A 17,157-nucleotide genomic window follows, 5' to 3' on the forward strand; every position below is an offset into this window, starting at 1 on the left:
GCCGGGGACGCGACGGGAGAAATGTCCGAACAGGCTACCGGACTCGTCATTCCTATGAGTTGACCGTGCACCCAAACGGACAGACCTCCCCAATCTACATCGGGCCTGCTCGCAGGGGTGTGAAGCACTCATCCCCGGACATGCGGACGCCCCCGCCAGGGCGGCGGGGGCGTCCGGGTGTGGTCGATCAGGCGATGGGCCTGGCGGTCGGGGGAATCGGATACGGCAGGGACGACGCGTCCTCGCGGAGGAACTTGTCGACGCCGTGGGCCGCCGCGCGGCCCTCGGCGATCGCCCAGACGATCAGCGACTGCCCGCGCCCCATGTCGCCGGCCGCGAACACGCCGGGGACCGAGGTCTGGTAGTCGCCGTCGCGGACGACGTTGCCGCGCTGGTCGAGGTCGACGCCGAGCTGCTCCAGCAGCCCTTCGCGGCGGGGGCCGAGGAAGCCCATCGCGAGCGTGACCAGCTCGGCCGGGATCTCGCGCTCGGTGCCCTCGATCGGGGCGAACCCGGTCTCGGGGCCGCCCACCTCGACGAGCCTGAGCGCGCGGACGTTGCCGTCGCCGTTCCCGGCGAACTCGGTGGTGGAGACCGCGTAGACGCGGTCGCCGCCCTGCGCGGCGAGCTCCTCGTGGGCGCTCTCCATCTTGAACAGCATCGGGTAGGTCGGCCACGGCTGCGCGTCCGGCCGGGACTCCGGCGGCCTCGGCATGATCTCCAACTGGGTGACCGAGGCGGCCCCCTGGCGGATCGCGGTGCCGACGCAGTCGGCGCCGGTGTCACCGCCGCCGATGACCACGACGTGCTTGCCCTCGGCGCTGACGGGCGACTCCTCGAAGTCGCCCTCCTGCACCTTGTTGGCCAGCGGCAGGTACTCCATCGCCTGGTAGACGCCCTTGAGCTCGCGGCCCTTGACGGGCAGGTCGCGCCAGACGGTGGCGCCGCCCGCCAGGACGACGGCGTCGTGCGCCTCGCGCAGCTCGCCGGCCGTGATGTCCGCGCCGACGTCCACCGAGGTCTTGAAGTCGGTGCCCTCGGCACGCATCTGGGCGACGCGGCGGTCGACGTGCCGCTTCTCCATCTTGAACTCGGGGATGCCGTAGCGCAGCAGGCCGCCGACGCGGTCGGCGCGCTCGTACACCTTGACGTCGTGCCCGGCGCGGGTGAGCTGCTGGGCGGCGGCGAGCCCGGCGGGACCCGAGCCGACCACCGCGACCCGCTTGCCGGTCTTGACCGACGGCGGGCGCGGCCGCACCCATCCCTCCGCCCAGGCCCGGTCGATGATCTCGACCTCGACCCGCTTGATGGACACCGGGTCCTGGTTGATGCCCAGGACGCAGGCGGCCTCGCACGGGGCGGGGCAGAGCCGCCCGGTGAACTCGGGGAAGTTGTTGGTCGCGTGCAGGCGCTCGATGGCGTCCTGCCAGTTCTTGCGGTAGACGAGGTCGTTCCACTCGGGGATCAGGTTGCCCAGCGGGCAGCCCTGGTGGCAGAACGGGATGCCGCAGTCCATGCAGCGGCTCGCCTGCTTCTCCAGCCGGTCACCGGCGAAGTCCTCGTAGACCTCCGACCAGCTCTTGATGCGGACGTCCACCGGGCGGCGCTTGGGGAGCTCGCGCCGGACGGTCAGGAAACCCTTCGGGTCGGCCATGGTGGGAGTCCCCCTCTCAGCTCTGCGCGGCGGCCATGATGGCCTCGTCGACGTCGCGGCCCTCGGCCTCGGCCTGCGCCTTGGCCTGGAGGACCCTGCGGTAGTCCCGCGGCATGATCTTGGTGAAGCGGTGCGCGGCGGCGTCCCACCCGGCCAGCAGCCGGGCGGCGACGGTCGAGCCGGTCTCGGCGTGGTGCCGCTCGACCAGCGTCCGGACGAAGTCGCGGTCGCCCGCGTCCAGCGGCTCCAGGTCGACCATCTCGGGGTTGACCCGCTCGGTGACCAGGTCGAGCACGTAGGCGATGCCGCCGGACATGCCCGCCGCCAGGTTGCGGCCGGTGCGGCCGAGGATCAGCGCGCGCCCGCCGGTCATGTACTCGCAGGCGTGGTCGCCGACGCCCTCGACGACGGCGGTCGCGCCGGAGTTGCGCACGCAGAACCGCTCGCCGACCACGCCCCGGGCGAACAGCTCGCCCGAGGTGGCGCCGTACAGGATGACGTTCCCGCCGATGATCTGCTCCTCGGCGGCGAACGGCGCCTCCGCCGGGGGACGCAGCGTGATGCGCCCGCCGGACAGGCCCTTGCCGACATAGTCGTTGGCGTCGCCGGTCAGGCGCAGCGTCACCCCGCGCGGGATGAACGCGCCGAACGAGTTGCCCGCCGAGCCGGCGAAGCTCACGTCGATGGTGTCGTCGGGCAGGCCCGCGCCGCCGTGCTTCTTGGTCACCTCGTGGCCGAGCATGGTGCCGACCGTCCGGTTGACGTTGCGGATCGGCAGGTCGAGCGTGACCTTGTCGCCGAACGCGATCGCGCCCTCGGCCAGCTGGATCAGCGTGTTGTCCAGCGCCTTCTCCAGGCCGTGGTCCTGGCCGACGGTCTGGCGCAGCGCCGTGCCCTCGGCCCGCTCGGGCCGGTGCAGGATCGGCGTCAGGTCCAGGCCGGACGCCTTCCAGTGCTCGACGGCCTCGCGGGTGTCGAGCAGCTCGACGCGGCCGACGGCCTCGTCGAGCGTCCGGAACCCCAGGGCCGCCAGGTACTCGCGGACCTCCTCGGCGACGAACTCGAAGAAGTTGACCACGAACTCGGGCTTGCCGTCGAACCTGCGGCGCAGCACCGGGTTCTGCGTCGCGACGCCCACCGGGCAGGTGTCCAGATGGCACACGCGCATCATCACGCAGCCCGACACCACCAGCGGCGCGGTCGCGAAGCCGAACTCCTCGGCGCCCAGCAGGGCGGCGATCAGCACGTCGCGGCCCGTCTTCATCTGGCCGTCGGCCTGCACCACGATCCGGTCGCGCAGCCCGTTGAGCAGGAGCGTCTGCTGGGTCTCGGCCAGGCCGAGCTCCCACGGCGCGCCCGCGTGCTTGAGCGAGGTGAGCGGCGAGGCGCCGGTGCCGCCGTCGTGCCCGGAGATCAGCACCACGTCGGCGTGCGCCTTGGACACCCCGGCCGCGACCGTCCCGACCCCGACCTCGGCGACGAGCTTGACGTGCACCCGCGCCGCGGGGTTGGCGTTCTTGAGGTCGTGGATCAGCTGCGCCAGGTCCTCGATCGAGTAGATGTCGTGGTGCGGCGGCGGCGAGATCAGACCCACGCCGGGCGTGGAGTGCCGCGTCTTGCCGATCCACGGGTAGACCTTGTGGCCGGGCAGCTGCCCGCCCTCGCCGGGCTTGGCGCCCTGCGCCATCTTGATCTGGATGTCGTCGGCGTTGGTGAGGTACTCCGAGGTCACGCCGAACCGGCCCGAGGCCACCTGCTTGATGGCGCTGCGGCGGAGGTCGCCGTTGGGGTCGGGGGTGAACCGCTCGGGGTCCTCGCCGCCCTCACCGGTGTTGGACTTGCCGCCCAGGCGGTTCATCGCGATCGCGAGCGTCTCGTGCGCCTCGGCCGAGATCGAGCCGTAGGACATGGCGCCGGTGGAGAAGCGCCGCACGATCGACTCGACCGGCTCGACCTCCTCGATCGGCACCGGCGGGCGCTCGCCCTCCTTGAGCCGGAACAGGCCGCGCAGGGTCATCAGCTCCTCGGCCTGCGAGTCGACCGAGGCGGTGTACTCCTTGAAGATCTCGTACCGGCGGGTCCGGGTCGAGTGCTGGAGCTTGAACACCGTGTCCGGGTTGAACAGGTGCAGCTCGCCCTCGCGGCGCCACTGGTACTCGCCGCCGACCTCCAGCGTCCGGTGCGCGGCCTCGTTCCCGCCGGGCGGGTAGGCGCGCCGGTGCCGGGCGGTGACCTCCGCGGCGATGGCGTCGAAGCCGATGCCGCCCAGCCGGGACGTCGTCCCGGTGAAGCAGCGGTCGACGACCTCCGAGCCCAGGCCGATGGCCTCGAAGATCTGGGCCCCGGTGTAGGACGCGACCGTGGACACGCCGATCTTCGACATGACCTTCAGGACGCCCTTGCCGTACCCCTTGACCAGGTTGCGGACGGCCTTGGCGGCGTCCAGGTCCTGGATGTCGCCGGTGTGGACCAGGTCCTCGACGGTCTCCAGCGCCAGGTACGGGTTGATCGCCGACGCGCCGTACCCGATCAGCAGCGCCATGTGGTGGCACTCGCGGGCCTCGGCCGTCTCGATCACCAGGCCGACCTGCGTCCGGGTCTTCTCCCGGATCAGATGGTGGTGGACGGCGCCGGTGAGCAGCAGCGACGGGATCGCCGCGCGCGCCGAGTCGGCGCCGCGGTCCGACAGGACGATGATGCGGGCCCCGGCGTCGATCGCGCGCGACACCTCCGAGCAGATCTCCTCCAGGCGGGCCTGGAGGGCCTCTCCCCCGCCGTTGACCTCGTAGAGGCCGTGCACGACGCGTGCCTGGAGGTGCGGCAGCGAGCCCTCGTCGTTCAGGTGGATGATCTTGGAGAGCTCGTCGTTGTCCAGGATCGGCGTCGGCAGCACCAGCCGGCGGCACGACTCGGGGCCGGGCGACAGCAGGTTGCCCTCGGGGCCGAGCGTGGACTGCAGCGAGGTGACCAGCTCCTCGCGGATGGCGTCCAGCGGCGGGTTGGTGACCTGCGCGAACAGCTGCTTGAAGTAGTCGAACAGCAGCCGGGGCCGTTCCGACAGCACCGCGAGCGGGGTGTCGGTGCCCATCGAGCCGATCGGCTCCGCCCCCGTCTTGGCCATCGGGGTCAGGATGATCCGCTGCTCCTCCAGCGTGTACCCGAAGGTCTGCTGGCGCTTGACCAGGGTCTCGTGGGTCGGGATCTCGCGCTCGCGCTGCGGCAGCTCCTCGAACCGCACCAGGCCCTCGTGCAGCCACTCCTGGTAGGGGTGCTCGGCGGCCAGCTCGGCCTTGACCTCGTCGTCCTCGACGATCCGCCCGGCGGCGGTGTCGACCACGAAGATCTTGCCGGGCTGCAGGCGTCCCTTGCGGACGATCCGCTCGGTCGGGATGTCGAGCACCCCGGCCTCGCTGGACAGCACGACGAAGCCCTCGTCGGTCACCCAGTAGCGCCCGGGGCGCAGGCCGTTGCGGTCCAGGACCGCGCCGACGACGGTGCCGTCGGTGAACGTCACGCTGGCGGGCCCGTCCCAGGCCTCCATCAGCGTGGAGTGGAACTCGTAGAAGGCCCGGCGCGCCGGGTCCATCTCGGTGTGGTTCTCCCACGCCTCGGGGATCATCATCAGCACCGCGTGCGGCAGCGACCGCCCGCCCAGGTGCAGCAGCTCCAGGCACTCGTCGAACGAGGCGGTGTCGCTGGCCTCGATGTCGATCACCGGGTAGATCCGGGCGAGGTCGCCGGGGATCAGGTCGCTGCGCAGCAGCGCCTCGCGGGCGCGCATCCAGTTCCGGTTGCCCTTGACCGTGTTGATCTCGCCGTTGTGCGCGATGAACCGGTACGGGTGGGCCAGCTCCCACGCCGGGAAGGTGTTGGTCGAGAACCGCGAGTGGACCAGAGCGATGGCGCTGGCGAACCGGCGGTCCGACAGGTCGGGGAAGAACGGCTCCAGCTGCGGGGTGGTGAGCATCCCCTTGTAGACGATCGTCCGGCTCGACAGGCTCGGGAAGTAGACCGCGACGTCCTGCTCGGCGCGCTCGCGCATGCAGAACACGACCCGGTCGAGCTCCAGCCCGGTCTTGCCCGCGTGCGGGCCGCCCTCGGCGGCCGTGAGGAACAGCTGGGCGAAGTGCGGCATGGCGCGGCGGGCCGCGGGCCCGGCGAAGGCCGGGTCGAAGGGCAGCTCGCGCCAGCCGAGGACCGTAAGCCCCTCCTGGACGCAGAGCGTCTCGACGCGGGCCACGGCGGCGGCGCGCTCGTCCGCGTCCGCGGGCAGGAACGCGATCCCCGCCGCGTAGGCGCCCGCCTCGGGCAGCGCGAAGCCGACCATCTCGCGGAAGAAGGCGTCGGGAATCTGGACCATGATCCCGACGCCGTCACCGTCGTCGGGCTCGGCGCCGACGGCGCCGCGGTGGTCCAGGTTCCGCAGGACGGTCAGGGCGTTCTGAACGATGTCGTGGCTCGGGCGTCCGTGCAGGTCGGCGACCATGCCGACGCCGCACGCGTCATGCTCGTTGGCCGGGTCGTACAGGCCCTGGGTCTGGGGCAGGCCCGTATTGAGGGCAGCAGAAGCCATCAACCCTCCCGTCGTCGTCGTGTCACTGCCAGATGTCAGTGCAGGCTTGGGACGACGTTGGCCCTGCTGCGGTGTGAAGAGATTACCTCACTGCCGGGATCATGCCCGAGACGACCTGATCGCGAAACTTCTCGTACCGGTCAATCCGCAGGGGCCGTCCACGGTGGTCTAGACCAGAATACCGGCGGGTACACCATGGGAACACCCTGACATCGGTGATCAACCTCACCGGACCGGCATGTTTAACCCAAGAACGGCGCCACACGGCCGTAATCGGACTTTGGCGGATCTTTAGGAGTTCCGGGCGGCCCGGCCCAGCACCGCCGGGGCCTTCCCGCCCTCGATCAGCAGCGACAGGAGCGTCTCGTCCTTCTCGTCGCCCTTGCCGTCCAGGCGCTGCGCCCACGCGACCACCGCGTAATGCCCCATCGCCAGGCCACGGGCCATGCCGAAGCCCCGTCCGAACCCGTCCGCGCCCTCGGCCGTGAGCGGCGTCACGAACCCGCCCCCGCGCCGCCGCTCCAGCGCCTCGACGACCCGTCCCGCCTCCCGCGCCCCGGCCAGGTTGAACACCGTCACCGACAGCGCGTAGCCCTTCTTGGCGTCGACATGGATCGTCCGCGCCGCCTGGCTGCACCCGCCACTGCGCAGCTCGGCGCCCAGGCCGCGTCCCCAGATCGCCGCCGCGCAGTCGCCGTCGAGCCGCTTGCCCTTCAACGCGACCTTGGCCTCCGACGCGGAGATCGACTCGGCGCTCTCGGGGAACGCCTCCGCCGCCGTCAGCGGGGCCGAATCGGCCGACCGGCGCTCGATCGACGCGTACGCCGACGTTGACGGCGAGCTCGAATACGAGGCGGGCGAGGGCCCGCTCTCGGCGGGCACCCCCATCCTGGGCCCGGTCTCCCGCCGGGGAGCCGCCTTCTTCTCCTCGCCTCCCCCGGCCACCAGCGCCACCACCAGCAGCAGGATCACCACCAGCCCCAACGCCCCCGCCGCCAGGAAGTAGATCTTCGGCGAGGCCGCCTTCTTGGGCCGCGACGGCCGTCCGGGCCCGTCATCTCGCCCATTCCGGACCGTTCCCACCCGCTGGGAAGCAGCCGCCGGGACCCGTCCGCCACCGGCCCGCCCCTTCCCCGAGGGCCCCCGCCGCACATCACGCCGTCCCCCACCCACACGCCTGGGCCCCCGCCCGGACGGATCACCACCGCCACGCGGCCCAGCGCCACCACGCCGAGCCGCCGACCCCTCACCCGCACCAAACGAATCAGTACGGCCAGAGCCCGCGCCCCGGCCACCCGGGTCACCACCAGCGCCGCCGCGTTGCCCCACGGGGCGCTCGCCCGGACCGAACGGATCGGTGCGCCCGGGGCCGCCACTCCGGCCGGACGGTCCACTACCTCCGCGCTGCCCCGCCGGGCCCTCACCCGGACGGAACGGATCGGTACGGCCGGAACCTGCATCCCGGCCGGACGGTCCACTACCGCCGCGCTGCTCCGCCCGCCTCTCGCCCGCGCCGAACGGGTCGGTACGGCCGGGGCCTGCACCCCGGCCGGGCGGGGTATTTCTGCCGCGCGCACCGGCGTTGCCCTCGCCCGGACCGAACGGATCGGTGTTGCCAGGCGCACGCGGGCCACCGCGACGAACGGACGGGTCACCACCGCCCGGCGCACCGGCACCGGGCGGATTCGTGCGGCCGGGTCCACCGGGGCTTCCGCGACGGGCGGGCGGGGTGGTGCCGCCCGGTGCGCCGGAGCTTGGGTGGCGGGGAGCCGGTCCCTCGGGCGGGCCGGGGATTTCGGGCGGGCCCGGCTCGCGGCGCCTTGGCGGGGCCGGGTCGGGGGCCGGGCGCGGCTTGGGGACGCGGCGGGCGTCCGGCTGGTTCGGGCGGGGCGGGCCCAGGCGGCGGGCGCGGGGGCCTCGGGAGGGGGCGGGACGGCCCTCGCCGCCCGCCGGACGGGGTCCGCGGCGGCGGGGGCCGGTGCCTGGTTCGTCGATTGCCACGTCGGAGCGGTCTACTGCCCGCGAGCCGGGGCCGGGCGCCGCGTCACGGCCGCGCCTTGGTGTCGACCAGTTCGAGCCGTCCCCAGACGAAGTCGGCGGGCTTCTCGATGGCCAGGCTCGCGTCGATCATCTCGTTCAGCGAGGCCGGACGCTCACCACCGGCGCGCTGGACCCAGGTCACGACCGCGTAGTGGCCGAACGCCTGGACGTAGGCGGCGCTGAAGCCGGTGCCGAACTTTTCCACGCCGGGCGCCACCAGCGGCAGGACGAAGCCCGAGGCGCTGGCCGGATCGAGGGAGCGGACGATCTGCTCGGCGCCCTTCTGGGAGTCGAGGTTGATCCACATGAACTGGCCGGCGTGCTTCTTGTCCTGGCTGAGGTAGGCGCCGCGCCCGATCTGCGAGCAGTGGTACTGCGCCAGGTCGGCGTGGAGGCGCTCGCCCCAGGTGACCGACTTGCAGTCGTCGGTGAGCTTGGACCCGGCCAGCGTGAAGGAGAACTTCTGGTAGGTGACCGTCTTGGCGTCGGCGGGGAACGCCTCGCCCTGGGTGACCGGCCGCTTGTCGACGTCGCGCGAGGCGAGCTTGGCCATGGCCTTGTCGCCCATCTGCGGGGTGAAGGCGGTCGGCATGACGCGCGAGCCGTTGCCTCCGGCGGCGGCGCCGCCCTTGTCGTCGCCGCCCATCAGGACGACGGCGCCCACGACGGCCGCCACGACCACGGCGACCACGGCGATGGCCCCGTATATGAGACGGGTTTTGGAAGCCTTGGGGGGAGGTTGGTCCTCCGGCCAGAAGTCACCTTCGGGGCCGGATCCCGGCGCCCTTCCCGACGGTTGCGGTGAGCCTGTGTCACGAGCCTCGATCACAGGCGGGAGCCTATCCGGCTCACCCCCCTCCGCGGGCCAGAAAGGCTGTTTCGTCCAGATTTACCGTGTCAGAAATCGCGGGCGCGCTTACAGACCGTTGGTACCGATGAGCGCGCCGACCCCGTAGGTGATCGCGGCGGCCGCGGCGCCGAACGCGAGCTGGCGCAGCCCGCCGTACCACCACGCGCGGGTGGTGATCCGGGAGACGACCGCGCCCGCGGCGAACAGCCCGAGCGCGGCGATGACGGCGGCGGGCCAGAGGCTTCCGGCGCCCAGCAGGTAGGGCAGCACCGGCAGGACGGCGCCCACGGCGAAGGAGAGGAACGAGGAGACCGCCGCCAGCAGCGGGGAGGGCAGCTCGCCCGGCGCCACGCCGAGCTCCTCGCGGGCGTGCACCTCCAAGGCGTCGTTCGGGTCGCGCGACAGCTGACGGGCCACCTCGGCCGCCACCTCGGGGTCGACACCGCGCGCCTGGAAGACCTCGGCCAGCTCGCGCTGCTCGGCCTGCGGATGGCGGTCGAGCTCCAGCCGCTCGACCTCGATCTCGGCCTGGGCCAGCTCGGACTGCGAGGCGACCGAGACGTACTCCCCGGCCGCCATCGAGAACGCGCCCGCCGCCAGGCCCGCGAGCCCGGCCAGCAGGACGACCCGCTGCCCGGCCTGGCCGCCCGCGACCCCGGCGATCAGCGCGAAGTTCGACACCAGGCCGTCCATCGCGCCGAACACGGCCGGACGCAGCCACCCCCCGGTGACGTCGCGGTGCTTGTGGTGGATCTCCGCGGTCACCCGGGTCCTTCCGTCCGCCCTACTTGGAGTCCTTCACCGGCTCGGCGGACGTCGCGTCGTCGTCGGAGGCCGTGTCGGCCTTCCCATTGTCCTCGCCGCCGACCTCCGGCTCGGGCTCGGGGGCGGCCTCCGGCTCCCGCACGGCCGTCTCGGGCTCGGCGGGCTCGTCCGGCTCCGGCCCGGTCCCCTCGGCCGCCGGGGCCGTCTCGGAGTCGTCGGCGAGTTCGGGCTCGGGGGCCACGTCGGCCTCGGGCTCGGTGACGGCGGCGACTTCGGCCTCGGGCTCGGTGGCGGGGACGGCCTCGGGCTCCGGGGCGGCGTCGGCCTCGGTGTCGGCGGCGACTTCGGTCTCGGGCTCGGCTTCGGTGGCGGGGACGGCCTCGGGCTCCGGGGCGGCGTCGGCCTCGGGCTCCGTCACCTCGGGTTCGGTCGCCTCGGCCTCGGGCTCCGGCGCTTCCTCGGGCTCGGCCTCAGCCGCGGTCTTGGTGGGCTCGTCGGTCTTGGTCAGGGCGACCGGTTCGGCCTCGTCCCGCTCGGGCCCCGGCTCCGGCTCCGCGGTCTCGCCGTCGGCGGGTTCGGTCTGCGGGACGCCGACGGCCTCGGGACCGGTGCGGCCGCGGGCCACGTAGATGTAGGCGACGGCGCCGATGAAGACGACGATGGACGTCCAGTCGTTCAGGCGCAGGCCCAGGAACTCGTGCGCGGTGTCGATCCGCAGGTACTCGATCCAGAACCGGCCGACGGTGTAGGCCGCGACGTAGAGGGCGAAGGTGCGGCCGTGGGTGAGGTTGTAGCGGCGGCCCGCCCAGATGACCACGACCGCGACGCCGACGCACCACAGCGACTCGTACAGGAACGTCGGGTGGTAGGTCGCCACGTCGGCGTACTTCGGATCGAGGGTGCCGTCCGAGAGCCGGGGCCGGTGGCTCTGGTCGATCTCCAGGGCCCAGGCGGCGTCCAGGGGACGGCCGTAAAGCTCCTGGTTCCAGTAGTTGCCCCAGCGGCCGATGGCCTGCGCGAGCGCGATGCCGGGGGCGATCGCGTCGCCGAGCGCCAGCACCGAGACGCCGTGCCTGCGGCAGCCGATCCACGCGCCGACCCCGCCGAGCAGGACGGCGCCCCAGATGCCCAGGCCGCCCTCCCAGATCTTGAGGGCGTTGATCGGGTCCTTGCCGTCGCCGAAGTAGTTCTGGTAGTCGGTGACGACGTGGTAGAGCCGCCCTCCGACCAGCCCGAACGGCACCGCCCAGACCGCGACGTCGATGATCACGCCGGGCGTTCCGCCCTTGGCCGCCCACCGGCGTTCGCCGAGCCAGACCGCCACGACGATGCCGATGATGATCATCAGGGCGTAGGCGCGGATCGGGACGGGACCGAGGTGCCAGACGCCCTGCGAGGGACTGGGGAAGGATGCCACCGTCTGCATGAGCGATGACGTTACCGCCTCCGGCGGGTCGGGCGTGCACGGAGTGCGCAGCAACATCGACAACTCGTGGCGAAGGGGTGAAGAACAGAACGCCGCGGACCCCGGAAGGGGCCCGCGGCGTCCGGCGGAACGCGGATGCGGCTACTTGGGCTTGGCCGCGCCCTCGATGGCCTTGCGCAGCGCGTCGGGGCTGTTCAGCTCGTTCTCAAGCTTCTTGCCGTCCAGGAACACCGACGGGGTGCTCTCGACCTTGCGGTCCTCGAGCGCGTACTTGGTCATCGAGTCGACCTGCGGCTTCTTCTGCTGGTCGGTGACGCACTTCTCCCAGCCCGGGTCGGTGATGCCCAGGTCCTTGCCCCAGCGGACCAGGTCCTTGTTGGCGAAGCCCTCGTCGCCCTCGTTCGGCTGGAACTTGAACAGCGCGTTGTGGTACGAGAGCCACTTGTCGGCGGGGACGCACAGCGCGGCGGCGGCCGAGCGCAGCGAGTTGCTCTTGATCGGGTCGCGCTGCTGGTTGAACAGGTGGAACGGCCGGTACACGACCTTGACCTTGCCCTCGGACGCCAGCTGCATGACCGTCTTGCCGCTGCTGTCCTCGAACGACTTGCACGCCGGGCACTGGAAGTCTTCGAAGACGTCCAGCACCGGGGCGTTGACGCCCGGCTTGGCCATCACGATCGAGCCGTCGGGCTGGCGGCTGAGCGGCGCCTGCGGCCCGCTGTAGGGCGTGACCTTCTTGGCCGCCTCGTCGCGCTTGCGCTTCTCGTCGCGCTCGTTGAGGATCATCACCGTCGCGACCACGACCACCGCCACGGCCAGCACCGTGCCGAGCACGATCGCCAGCAGCTTCTGCTGCTTCTGGCGCGCCGCCTGGCGTTTGCGCTCGACGGCCAGCTTCTCCCTCGCCGAGCGATCCCGTGCGGCCTTGCTCATTGGGTCTCCTATTTCAGGGCGCGGGCCGCCGATGCGGCCGCGCGGGCGACTCGTCAGTCGATCTGCCCGATCCGCCGGAACTCGTCGAACAGGACAAGGACGAACAGCAGGATAGTGATCCCGTGGACGGCGGTGCACCACGTGCAGATCTTGCCGAGGACGAACTCGGCGGACATCAGGTAGGCGACGAACAGCACGCCGACGCTGACACTGGCAAGCCTGCCCCATCGCAGCAGCGGGAGCTCGGAACGCAACGCCTGCGGCGACACCAGGACGGCGAAGCCCACGAAGAAGGCCAGCCCGAGGATCGGCACCGGGATGCCGAGCAGCTCGGAGTACTTGCTGCTGGTGACGGCGTGGCAGTCGAGCGTCTTGCCCGAGGAGCAGACCAGCGAGTCCTTGTCGAAATGGCTGATCGTCATGTAGATCGAGATGCCCAGGCCGGCGAGCGTGAGCACCCAGGCGGTGAGCAGGAACCACAGCGGGCGGGGCGGCGTTTTGGCCGCGCCGTCGTCCCGCGTCTCGACGCGCTGAGCCATCGTGATCCTTCCGAGACGGCACGGCCCGCGGCCGCACCCGTGCTGTTCGCGGGAATCACCCTAGAGGACCCCGCATAAGTTCCGCGTAGGATCTCGCTCCCCGGCGCGCCCGTACACCCCCCGCCCGCGCATCCTCGAACACACACCGCCCCAAGGACCCCGGCCAAACGCAGGCGCCCGAACACGGATGCCCGGACGCGGATGGCCAGAGCCCAGTGGCCGGACGCTGAAGCCCGGTGGCCGAACACGGATGACCGAACACGCACGGCCCGGGCCGGGCGCGGATGGCCAGAGCCCGGTGGCCGGACGCGGGCGCCGGACGCAGGTGGTCCGGACGCCAGTGGCCCGGACGCCGGTGGCCGAAGCCCGGTAGCCGGACGCCGGTGGCCGAACATGGGTGGCCGAACGCGCACGACCCCGAGGGACCCGGGCCGGACGCGGATGGCCGGACGCGGATGGTCGGGGCCCGGTGGACGGGGCCCGGTGGACGGGGCCCGGTGGACGGGGCCCGGTGGACGGGGCCCGGTGGACGGGGCCCGGTGGACGGGGCCCGGGTGGCCGGACGCCCGTGGCCGAACACGCACGGCCCCGAGGGACCCGGGCCGGGCGCGGGTGGCCGGGCGCGGGTGGCCGGGCGCGGGTGGCCGGGCGCGCAGGGCTCCGAGGGGGCCGGTCGGGCGCGGGTGGGCGGGCGTTCGTGTGCGGGTGTGGGCCCGGGCGGGGGCGGGGTGGCGTGGTCGAGGGTGGGAGGCGGTGTACGCGCGGCGACGGCAAGCACGCGCGGACGGGGCGGCCGCGCGTGCTTGGGCGCTTCGTGGATGTGGGCCGCCTCAGGCGCGGACGCCCGCTGCCAGTTCGGAGGCCAGTTCGCGGATGCCGGCCAGGCCGGTGGCGGCGTCGGGCGCGTCCAGGATCCGGCGGATGAAGGCCGAACCGACGATCACGCCGTCGGCGAAGCCCGCGACCTCGGCGGCCTGGGCGCCGTCGCCGACACCGAGGCCGAGGCCGACCGGGAGGTCGAGGCCCTGCTTCTCGATGATCGCCCGGGTGCGCTCGACCAGGCGCGGCGCGCCGGTGTCGACGGCCTTGCGGGCGCCGGTGACGCCCATCAGCGAGGCAGCGTAGACGAAGCCACGGCAGACCTTGACGATCTTCTCGATGCGCTCGTCGGTGGAGCTGAGCGCGACCAGGAACACCTTGTCGAGGTCGTGGACGTCGGCGGCCTCCAGCCAGGGGCCCGCCTCTTCCGGGGTGAGGTCGGGGGTGATCAGCCCGGCGCCGCCCGCGGACTTCAGGTCGCGGGCGAACGCCTCGACCCCGTAGCGGTCGACGGGGTTCCAGTAGGTCATGACGAGGGTGGGCACGCCGGTGGCGGCCACGGCCTCGACCGTGCGGAACACGTCGGCGACGCGGGCGCCGCCGACCAGGGCCCGGTGGACGGCGTCCTGGATGGTGGGGCCGTCCATCATCGGGTCGGTGTAGGGCAGGCCGATCTCGATGACGTCGCAGCCGGAGCCGACCATCGCGCGGGCGGCCTCGATGGCGCCCTCGACGCTGGGGAACCCGGCGGGCAGGTAGCCGACGAGCGCGGCGCGCCCCTCGGCCTTGGCCTTGGCGTAGGCGGTGGCGGTGGCGCTCACTTGGCCTCTCCCCCTTCTGGCATGAGGCCGAAGTAGTTGGCGGCGGTGTGCATGTCCTTGTCGCCGCGGCCCGACAGGCAGACCACGATCACCGCGTCGGGCCCGAGCTCGCGGCCGACCTTGATCGCACCGGCCAGCGCGTGCGCGGACTCGATGGCCGGGATGATGCCCTCGGTGCGGCACAGCAGCGCGAAGGCGTCCATGGCCTCGGCGTCGGTGATCGGCCGGTAGGTGGCGCGGCCGGTGTCGTGCAGCCAGGAGTGCTCGGGGCCGACGCCGGGATAGTCGAGGCCCGCGGAGATCGAGTGCGACTCGATCGTCTGGCCGTCGTCGTCCTGGAGCAGGTAGGTGCGCATGCCGTGGATGACCCCGACCGAACCGCCGGTGATGGTCGCGGCGTGGCGTCCCGTCTCGACGCCGTCGCCCGCCGCCTCGAACCCGCACAGCCGGACGGACTCGTCCGGGATGAAGGCGTGGAACGCGCCGATGGAGTTGGACCCGCCGCCGACGCAGGCGACCACGGCGTCGGGCAGGCGGCCGGCCAGCGCGACGACCTGCTCGCGGGCCTCGACGCCGACGACCCGCTGGAGCTCGCGGACCATCATCGGGAACGGGTGCGGGCCCATGGTGGAGCCGACGCAGTAGTGGGTGTGGTCGACGGTGGCGACCCAGTCGCGGAACGCCTCGTTGCAGGCGTCCTTGAGGGTGCGGCTGCCGGTCGGCACGGGCACGACCTCGGCGCCCAGCATCCGCATCCGGGCGACGTTGAGCGCCTGGCGCTCGGTGTCGAGCTCGCCCATGAAGACCGTGCACTCCAGGCCGAGCAGGGCGGCGGCGGTCGCGGTGGCGACGCCGTGCTGCCCGGCGCCGGTCTCGGCGATGATGCGCCGCTTGCCCATCCGCCGGGTGAGCAGCGCCTGCCCCAGCACATTGTTGATCTTGTGGGAGCCGGTGTGGTTGAGGTCCTCGCGCTTGAGCAGGACGCGGGCGCCGCCCGCGTGCTCGGCGAAGCGCTTGGCCTCGGTCAGCAGGCTGGGACGTCCGGCGTAGTTCTTGAGCAGGTCGTTCAGCTCGGCCATGAAGGCGGCGTCGTCGCGGGCCGCCGCGAACTCGCGGTCGAGCTCGTCGAGCGCGGCCATCAGGGCCTCGGGGGCGAACCGCCCGCCGAAGACGCCGAAGTGGCCGGAGGCGTCGGGCACAGTGGAACTGCGCGCGCTGTCGATGGTCATGAAAAGGATCGTCCTGTCGTGCTCGAAGGGCTACCGGTCAGCGGAAGAGAGACCGGGCCCGCCATCGCTCGCGCAGCGGTTCGAGAAGCATGACCGTAGGTTACCCGCCCTGGCGAAGCGCCGGGTGGGCGCCCGCCGCGACCAGGTCGGCGACCGCAGCGCGCGGGTCTTTGCCCGTGACCAGGCTCTCGCCTACCAGGACGGCGTCGGCGCCGGACGAGGCGTAGGCGAGCAGGTCGTGCGGGCCGCGCACCCCCGACTCGGCGATCTTGACGATGTCCTTGGGGATGAGCGGCGCCACGCGGGCGAACACGCCGCGGTCGACCCGGAGCGTCTTCAGGTCGCGCGCGTTGATGCCGATGACCTTGGCGCCCGCCTCGACCGCGCGGGCGGCCTCCTCCTCGGTGTGCGCCTCGACCAGCGGGAGCAGCCCGATCGACTCGGCCCGCTCGACCAGCGAGACCAGCGCGTCCTGGTCGAGGGCGGCCACGATCAGCAGCGCCATGTCGGCGCCGTGGGCCCGTGCCTCCCACAGCTGGTAGGAGGTCACGATGAAGTCCTTGCGCAGGACGGCGATGTCGACGTTGGCGCGGACGGCGGCCAGGTCGTCGAGGCTGCCGCCGAAGCGGCGGCGCTCGGTCAGCACGCTGATCACCTTGGCGCCGCCGGACTCGTAGTCGCGGGCCAGCGCGGCCGGGTCGGCGATCGCGGCGAGCGCGCCCTTGGAGGGGCTGCTGCGCTTGACCTCGGCGATCACCGAGACGCCCTGCCCCCGCAGCGCGGCCAGCGCGTCGCGGGCCGCCGGGGCCGCCGCGGCCTTCTCCTTGAGGGCGTCGAGGGACACCGCTCGCTGCCGTTCGGCGAGGTCGGCCCGGACGCCTTCGATGATCTCGTCGAGCACGCTGCCGCCGTGTGTCTCGCTCAAGCGCTGGGCCCCCTCCGGTCGGTCCGTGCACCGATCGTAGCCGCCCCCTCCGACACCCCTTGAACTCGGCCCCGGACCCCCGTCACTTAGGGGGCGAGAACGGCAGCGAAGGGCAGATTTCGGACGACCGCGAAGACCACCGCGACCGCAAGCATCGAGACCAGCACCGCAGGACGAGAAAGGACCGTGCGCATGGGCCGTCCCACAGCAGCCGAGTACGTCCAGCGCCCCAGGACATAAGCCCCGACACCGAGCATGAGAAAGGCCAGCTGGTTGTGCCCGAAGGCCGCCCCCACGTCCCCGTGCGCGAGCGAGTTGACCATCCGCAGTCCCCCGCACCCGGGGCAGTAGAGCCCCGTCAGCGCCAGCGAGGGACACGTCGGATAGTGCCCCGGTTCATGCGGATCAACGACCGCCACCAGCAGCACCCCGGCCCCGAGCCCGCCAAGGACCGCCAGCGGCCCCGCCAACGCCCGCCGTCGCCCGACCAGCGTTCCAGTCATCCGACCCACATCCCCAGCGTAAGCCCACCCCGCGCCGACCTCAGCCCGCGCGCGATTGCGTTAATGAGCGGGGAAGCGAG

General features: G+C 72.5%; 12 protein-coding genes. All 12 read right to left on the reverse strand.

Going from position 1 to position 17,157, the window contains the following annotated elements:
- Positions 1-187 precede the first annotated feature (187 nt).
- Positions 188-1,654: a glutamate synthase subunit beta gene (locus ACQPY4_RS25735; protein ID WP_433324882.1), complete on the reverse strand. Its 1,467-nt coding sequence runs from the start codon at positions 1,652-1,654 to the stop codon at positions 188-190.
- A 16-nt stretch (positions 1,655-1,670) separates the two neighbouring features.
- Positions 1,671-6,227, reverse strand: coding sequence for a glutamate synthase large subunit (gene gltB, locus ACQPY4_RS25740; RefSeq protein WP_433324884.1), 4,557 nt, complete (start codon positions 6,225-6,227; stop codon positions 1,671-1,673).
- 291 nt (positions 6,228-6,518) lie between these two features.
- Positions 6,519-7,310 (reverse strand): hypothetical protein, encoded by a 792-nt coding sequence (locus ACQPY4_RS25745; protein WP_433324886.1) that lies wholly within the window; start codon positions 7,308-7,310, stop codon positions 6,519-6,521.
- 961 nt (positions 7,311-8,271) lie between these two features.
- Entirely contained in the window at positions 8,272-8,958 is a 687-nt protein-coding gene (locus tag ACQPY4_RS25750) for a hypothetical protein (protein ID WP_433324888.1), read from the reverse strand.
- 225 nt (positions 8,959-9,183) lie between these two features.
- On the reverse strand, positions 9,184-9,882 hold the full coding sequence (locus tag ACQPY4_RS25755) for a VIT1/CCC1 transporter family protein (RefSeq protein ID WP_433324890.1): 699 nt from the start codon (positions 9,880-9,882) through the stop codon (positions 9,184-9,186).
- 19 nt (positions 9,883-9,901) lie between these two features.
- Complete coding sequence (lgt, locus tag ACQPY4_RS25760) at positions 9,902-11,308, reverse strand: prolipoprotein diacylglyceryl transferase (protein WP_433324892.1); 1,407 nt, start codon at positions 11,306-11,308, stop codon at positions 9,902-9,904.
- 141 nt (positions 11,309-11,449) lie between these two features.
- The gene (locus tag ACQPY4_RS25765) at positions 11,450-12,241 is read right to left on the reverse strand and encodes a DsbA family protein (RefSeq protein ID WP_433324894.1); all 792 of its coding nucleotides are present in this window, start codon (positions 12,239-12,241) and stop codon (positions 11,450-11,452) included.
- A 53-nt stretch (positions 12,242-12,294) separates the two neighbouring features.
- Positions 12,295-12,780 (reverse strand): vitamin K epoxide reductase family protein, encoded by a 486-nt coding sequence (locus ACQPY4_RS25770; RefSeq protein ID WP_433324896.1) that lies wholly within the window; start codon positions 12,778-12,780, stop codon positions 12,295-12,297.
- 830 nt (positions 12,781-13,610) lie between these two features.
- On the reverse strand, positions 13,611-14,420 hold the full coding sequence (gene trpA / locus ACQPY4_RS25775; protein ID WP_433324898.1) for a tryptophan synthase subunit alpha: 810 nt from the start codon (positions 14,418-14,420) through the stop codon (positions 13,611-13,613).
- Positions 14,417-15,649 (reverse strand): tryptophan synthase subunit beta, encoded by a 1,233-nt coding sequence (gene trpB / locus ACQPY4_RS25780; protein ID WP_433324900.1) that lies wholly within the window; start codon positions 15,647-15,649, stop codon positions 14,417-14,419. The genes trpA and trpB overlap by 4 nt, the downstream gene beginning before the upstream one ends.
- 100 nt (positions 15,650-15,749) lie before the next feature.
- Positions 15,750-16,574: an indole-3-glycerol phosphate synthase TrpC gene (gene trpC / locus ACQPY4_RS25785; protein ID WP_433324902.1), complete on the reverse strand. Its 825-nt coding sequence runs from the start codon at positions 16,572-16,574 to the stop codon at positions 15,750-15,752.
- An 86-nt stretch (positions 16,575-16,660) separates the two neighbouring features.
- The gene (locus ACQPY4_RS25790; RefSeq protein WP_433324904.1) at positions 16,661-17,077 is read right to left on the reverse strand and encodes a DUF2752 domain-containing protein; all 417 of its coding nucleotides are present in this window, start codon (positions 17,075-17,077) and stop codon (positions 16,661-16,663) included.
- Positions 17,078-17,157 lie beyond the last annotated feature (80 nt).

This window comes from Spirillospora sp. CA-294931 (genome assembly GCF_050946795.1).
Taxonomy (GTDB): domain Bacteria; phylum Actinomycetota; class Actinomycetes; order Streptosporangiales; family Streptosporangiaceae; genus Spirillospora.

Coding starts and splice junctions, on each gene's coding strand:
- lgt (WP_433324892.1), bottom strand. CDS start 11,308: ATGCAGACGGTGGCATCCTTCCCCAGTCCCTCGCAGGGCGTCTGGCAC.
- ACQPY4_RS25765 (WP_433324894.1), bottom strand. CDS start 12,241: ATGAGCAAGGCCGCACGGGATCGCTCGGCGAGGGAGAAGCTGGCCGTC.
- ACQPY4_RS25790 (WP_433324904.1), bottom strand. CDS start 17,077: ATGACTGGAACGCTGGTCGGGCGACGGCGGGCGTTGGCGGGGCCGCTG.
- trpB (WP_433324900.1), bottom strand. CDS start 15,649: ATGACCATCGACAGCGCGCGCAGTTCCACTGTGCCCGACGCCTCCGGC.
- gltB (WP_433324884.1), bottom strand. CDS start 6,227: ATGGCTTCTGCTGCCCTCAATACGGGCCTGCCCCAGACCCAGGGCCTG.
- ACQPY4_RS25735 (WP_433324882.1), bottom strand. CDS start 1,654: ATGGCCGACCCGAAGGGTTTCCTGACCGTCCGGCGCGAGCTCCCCAAG.
- ACQPY4_RS25770 (WP_433324896.1), bottom strand. CDS start 12,780: ATGGCTCAGCGCGTCGAGACGCGGGACGACGGCGCGGCCAAAACGCCG.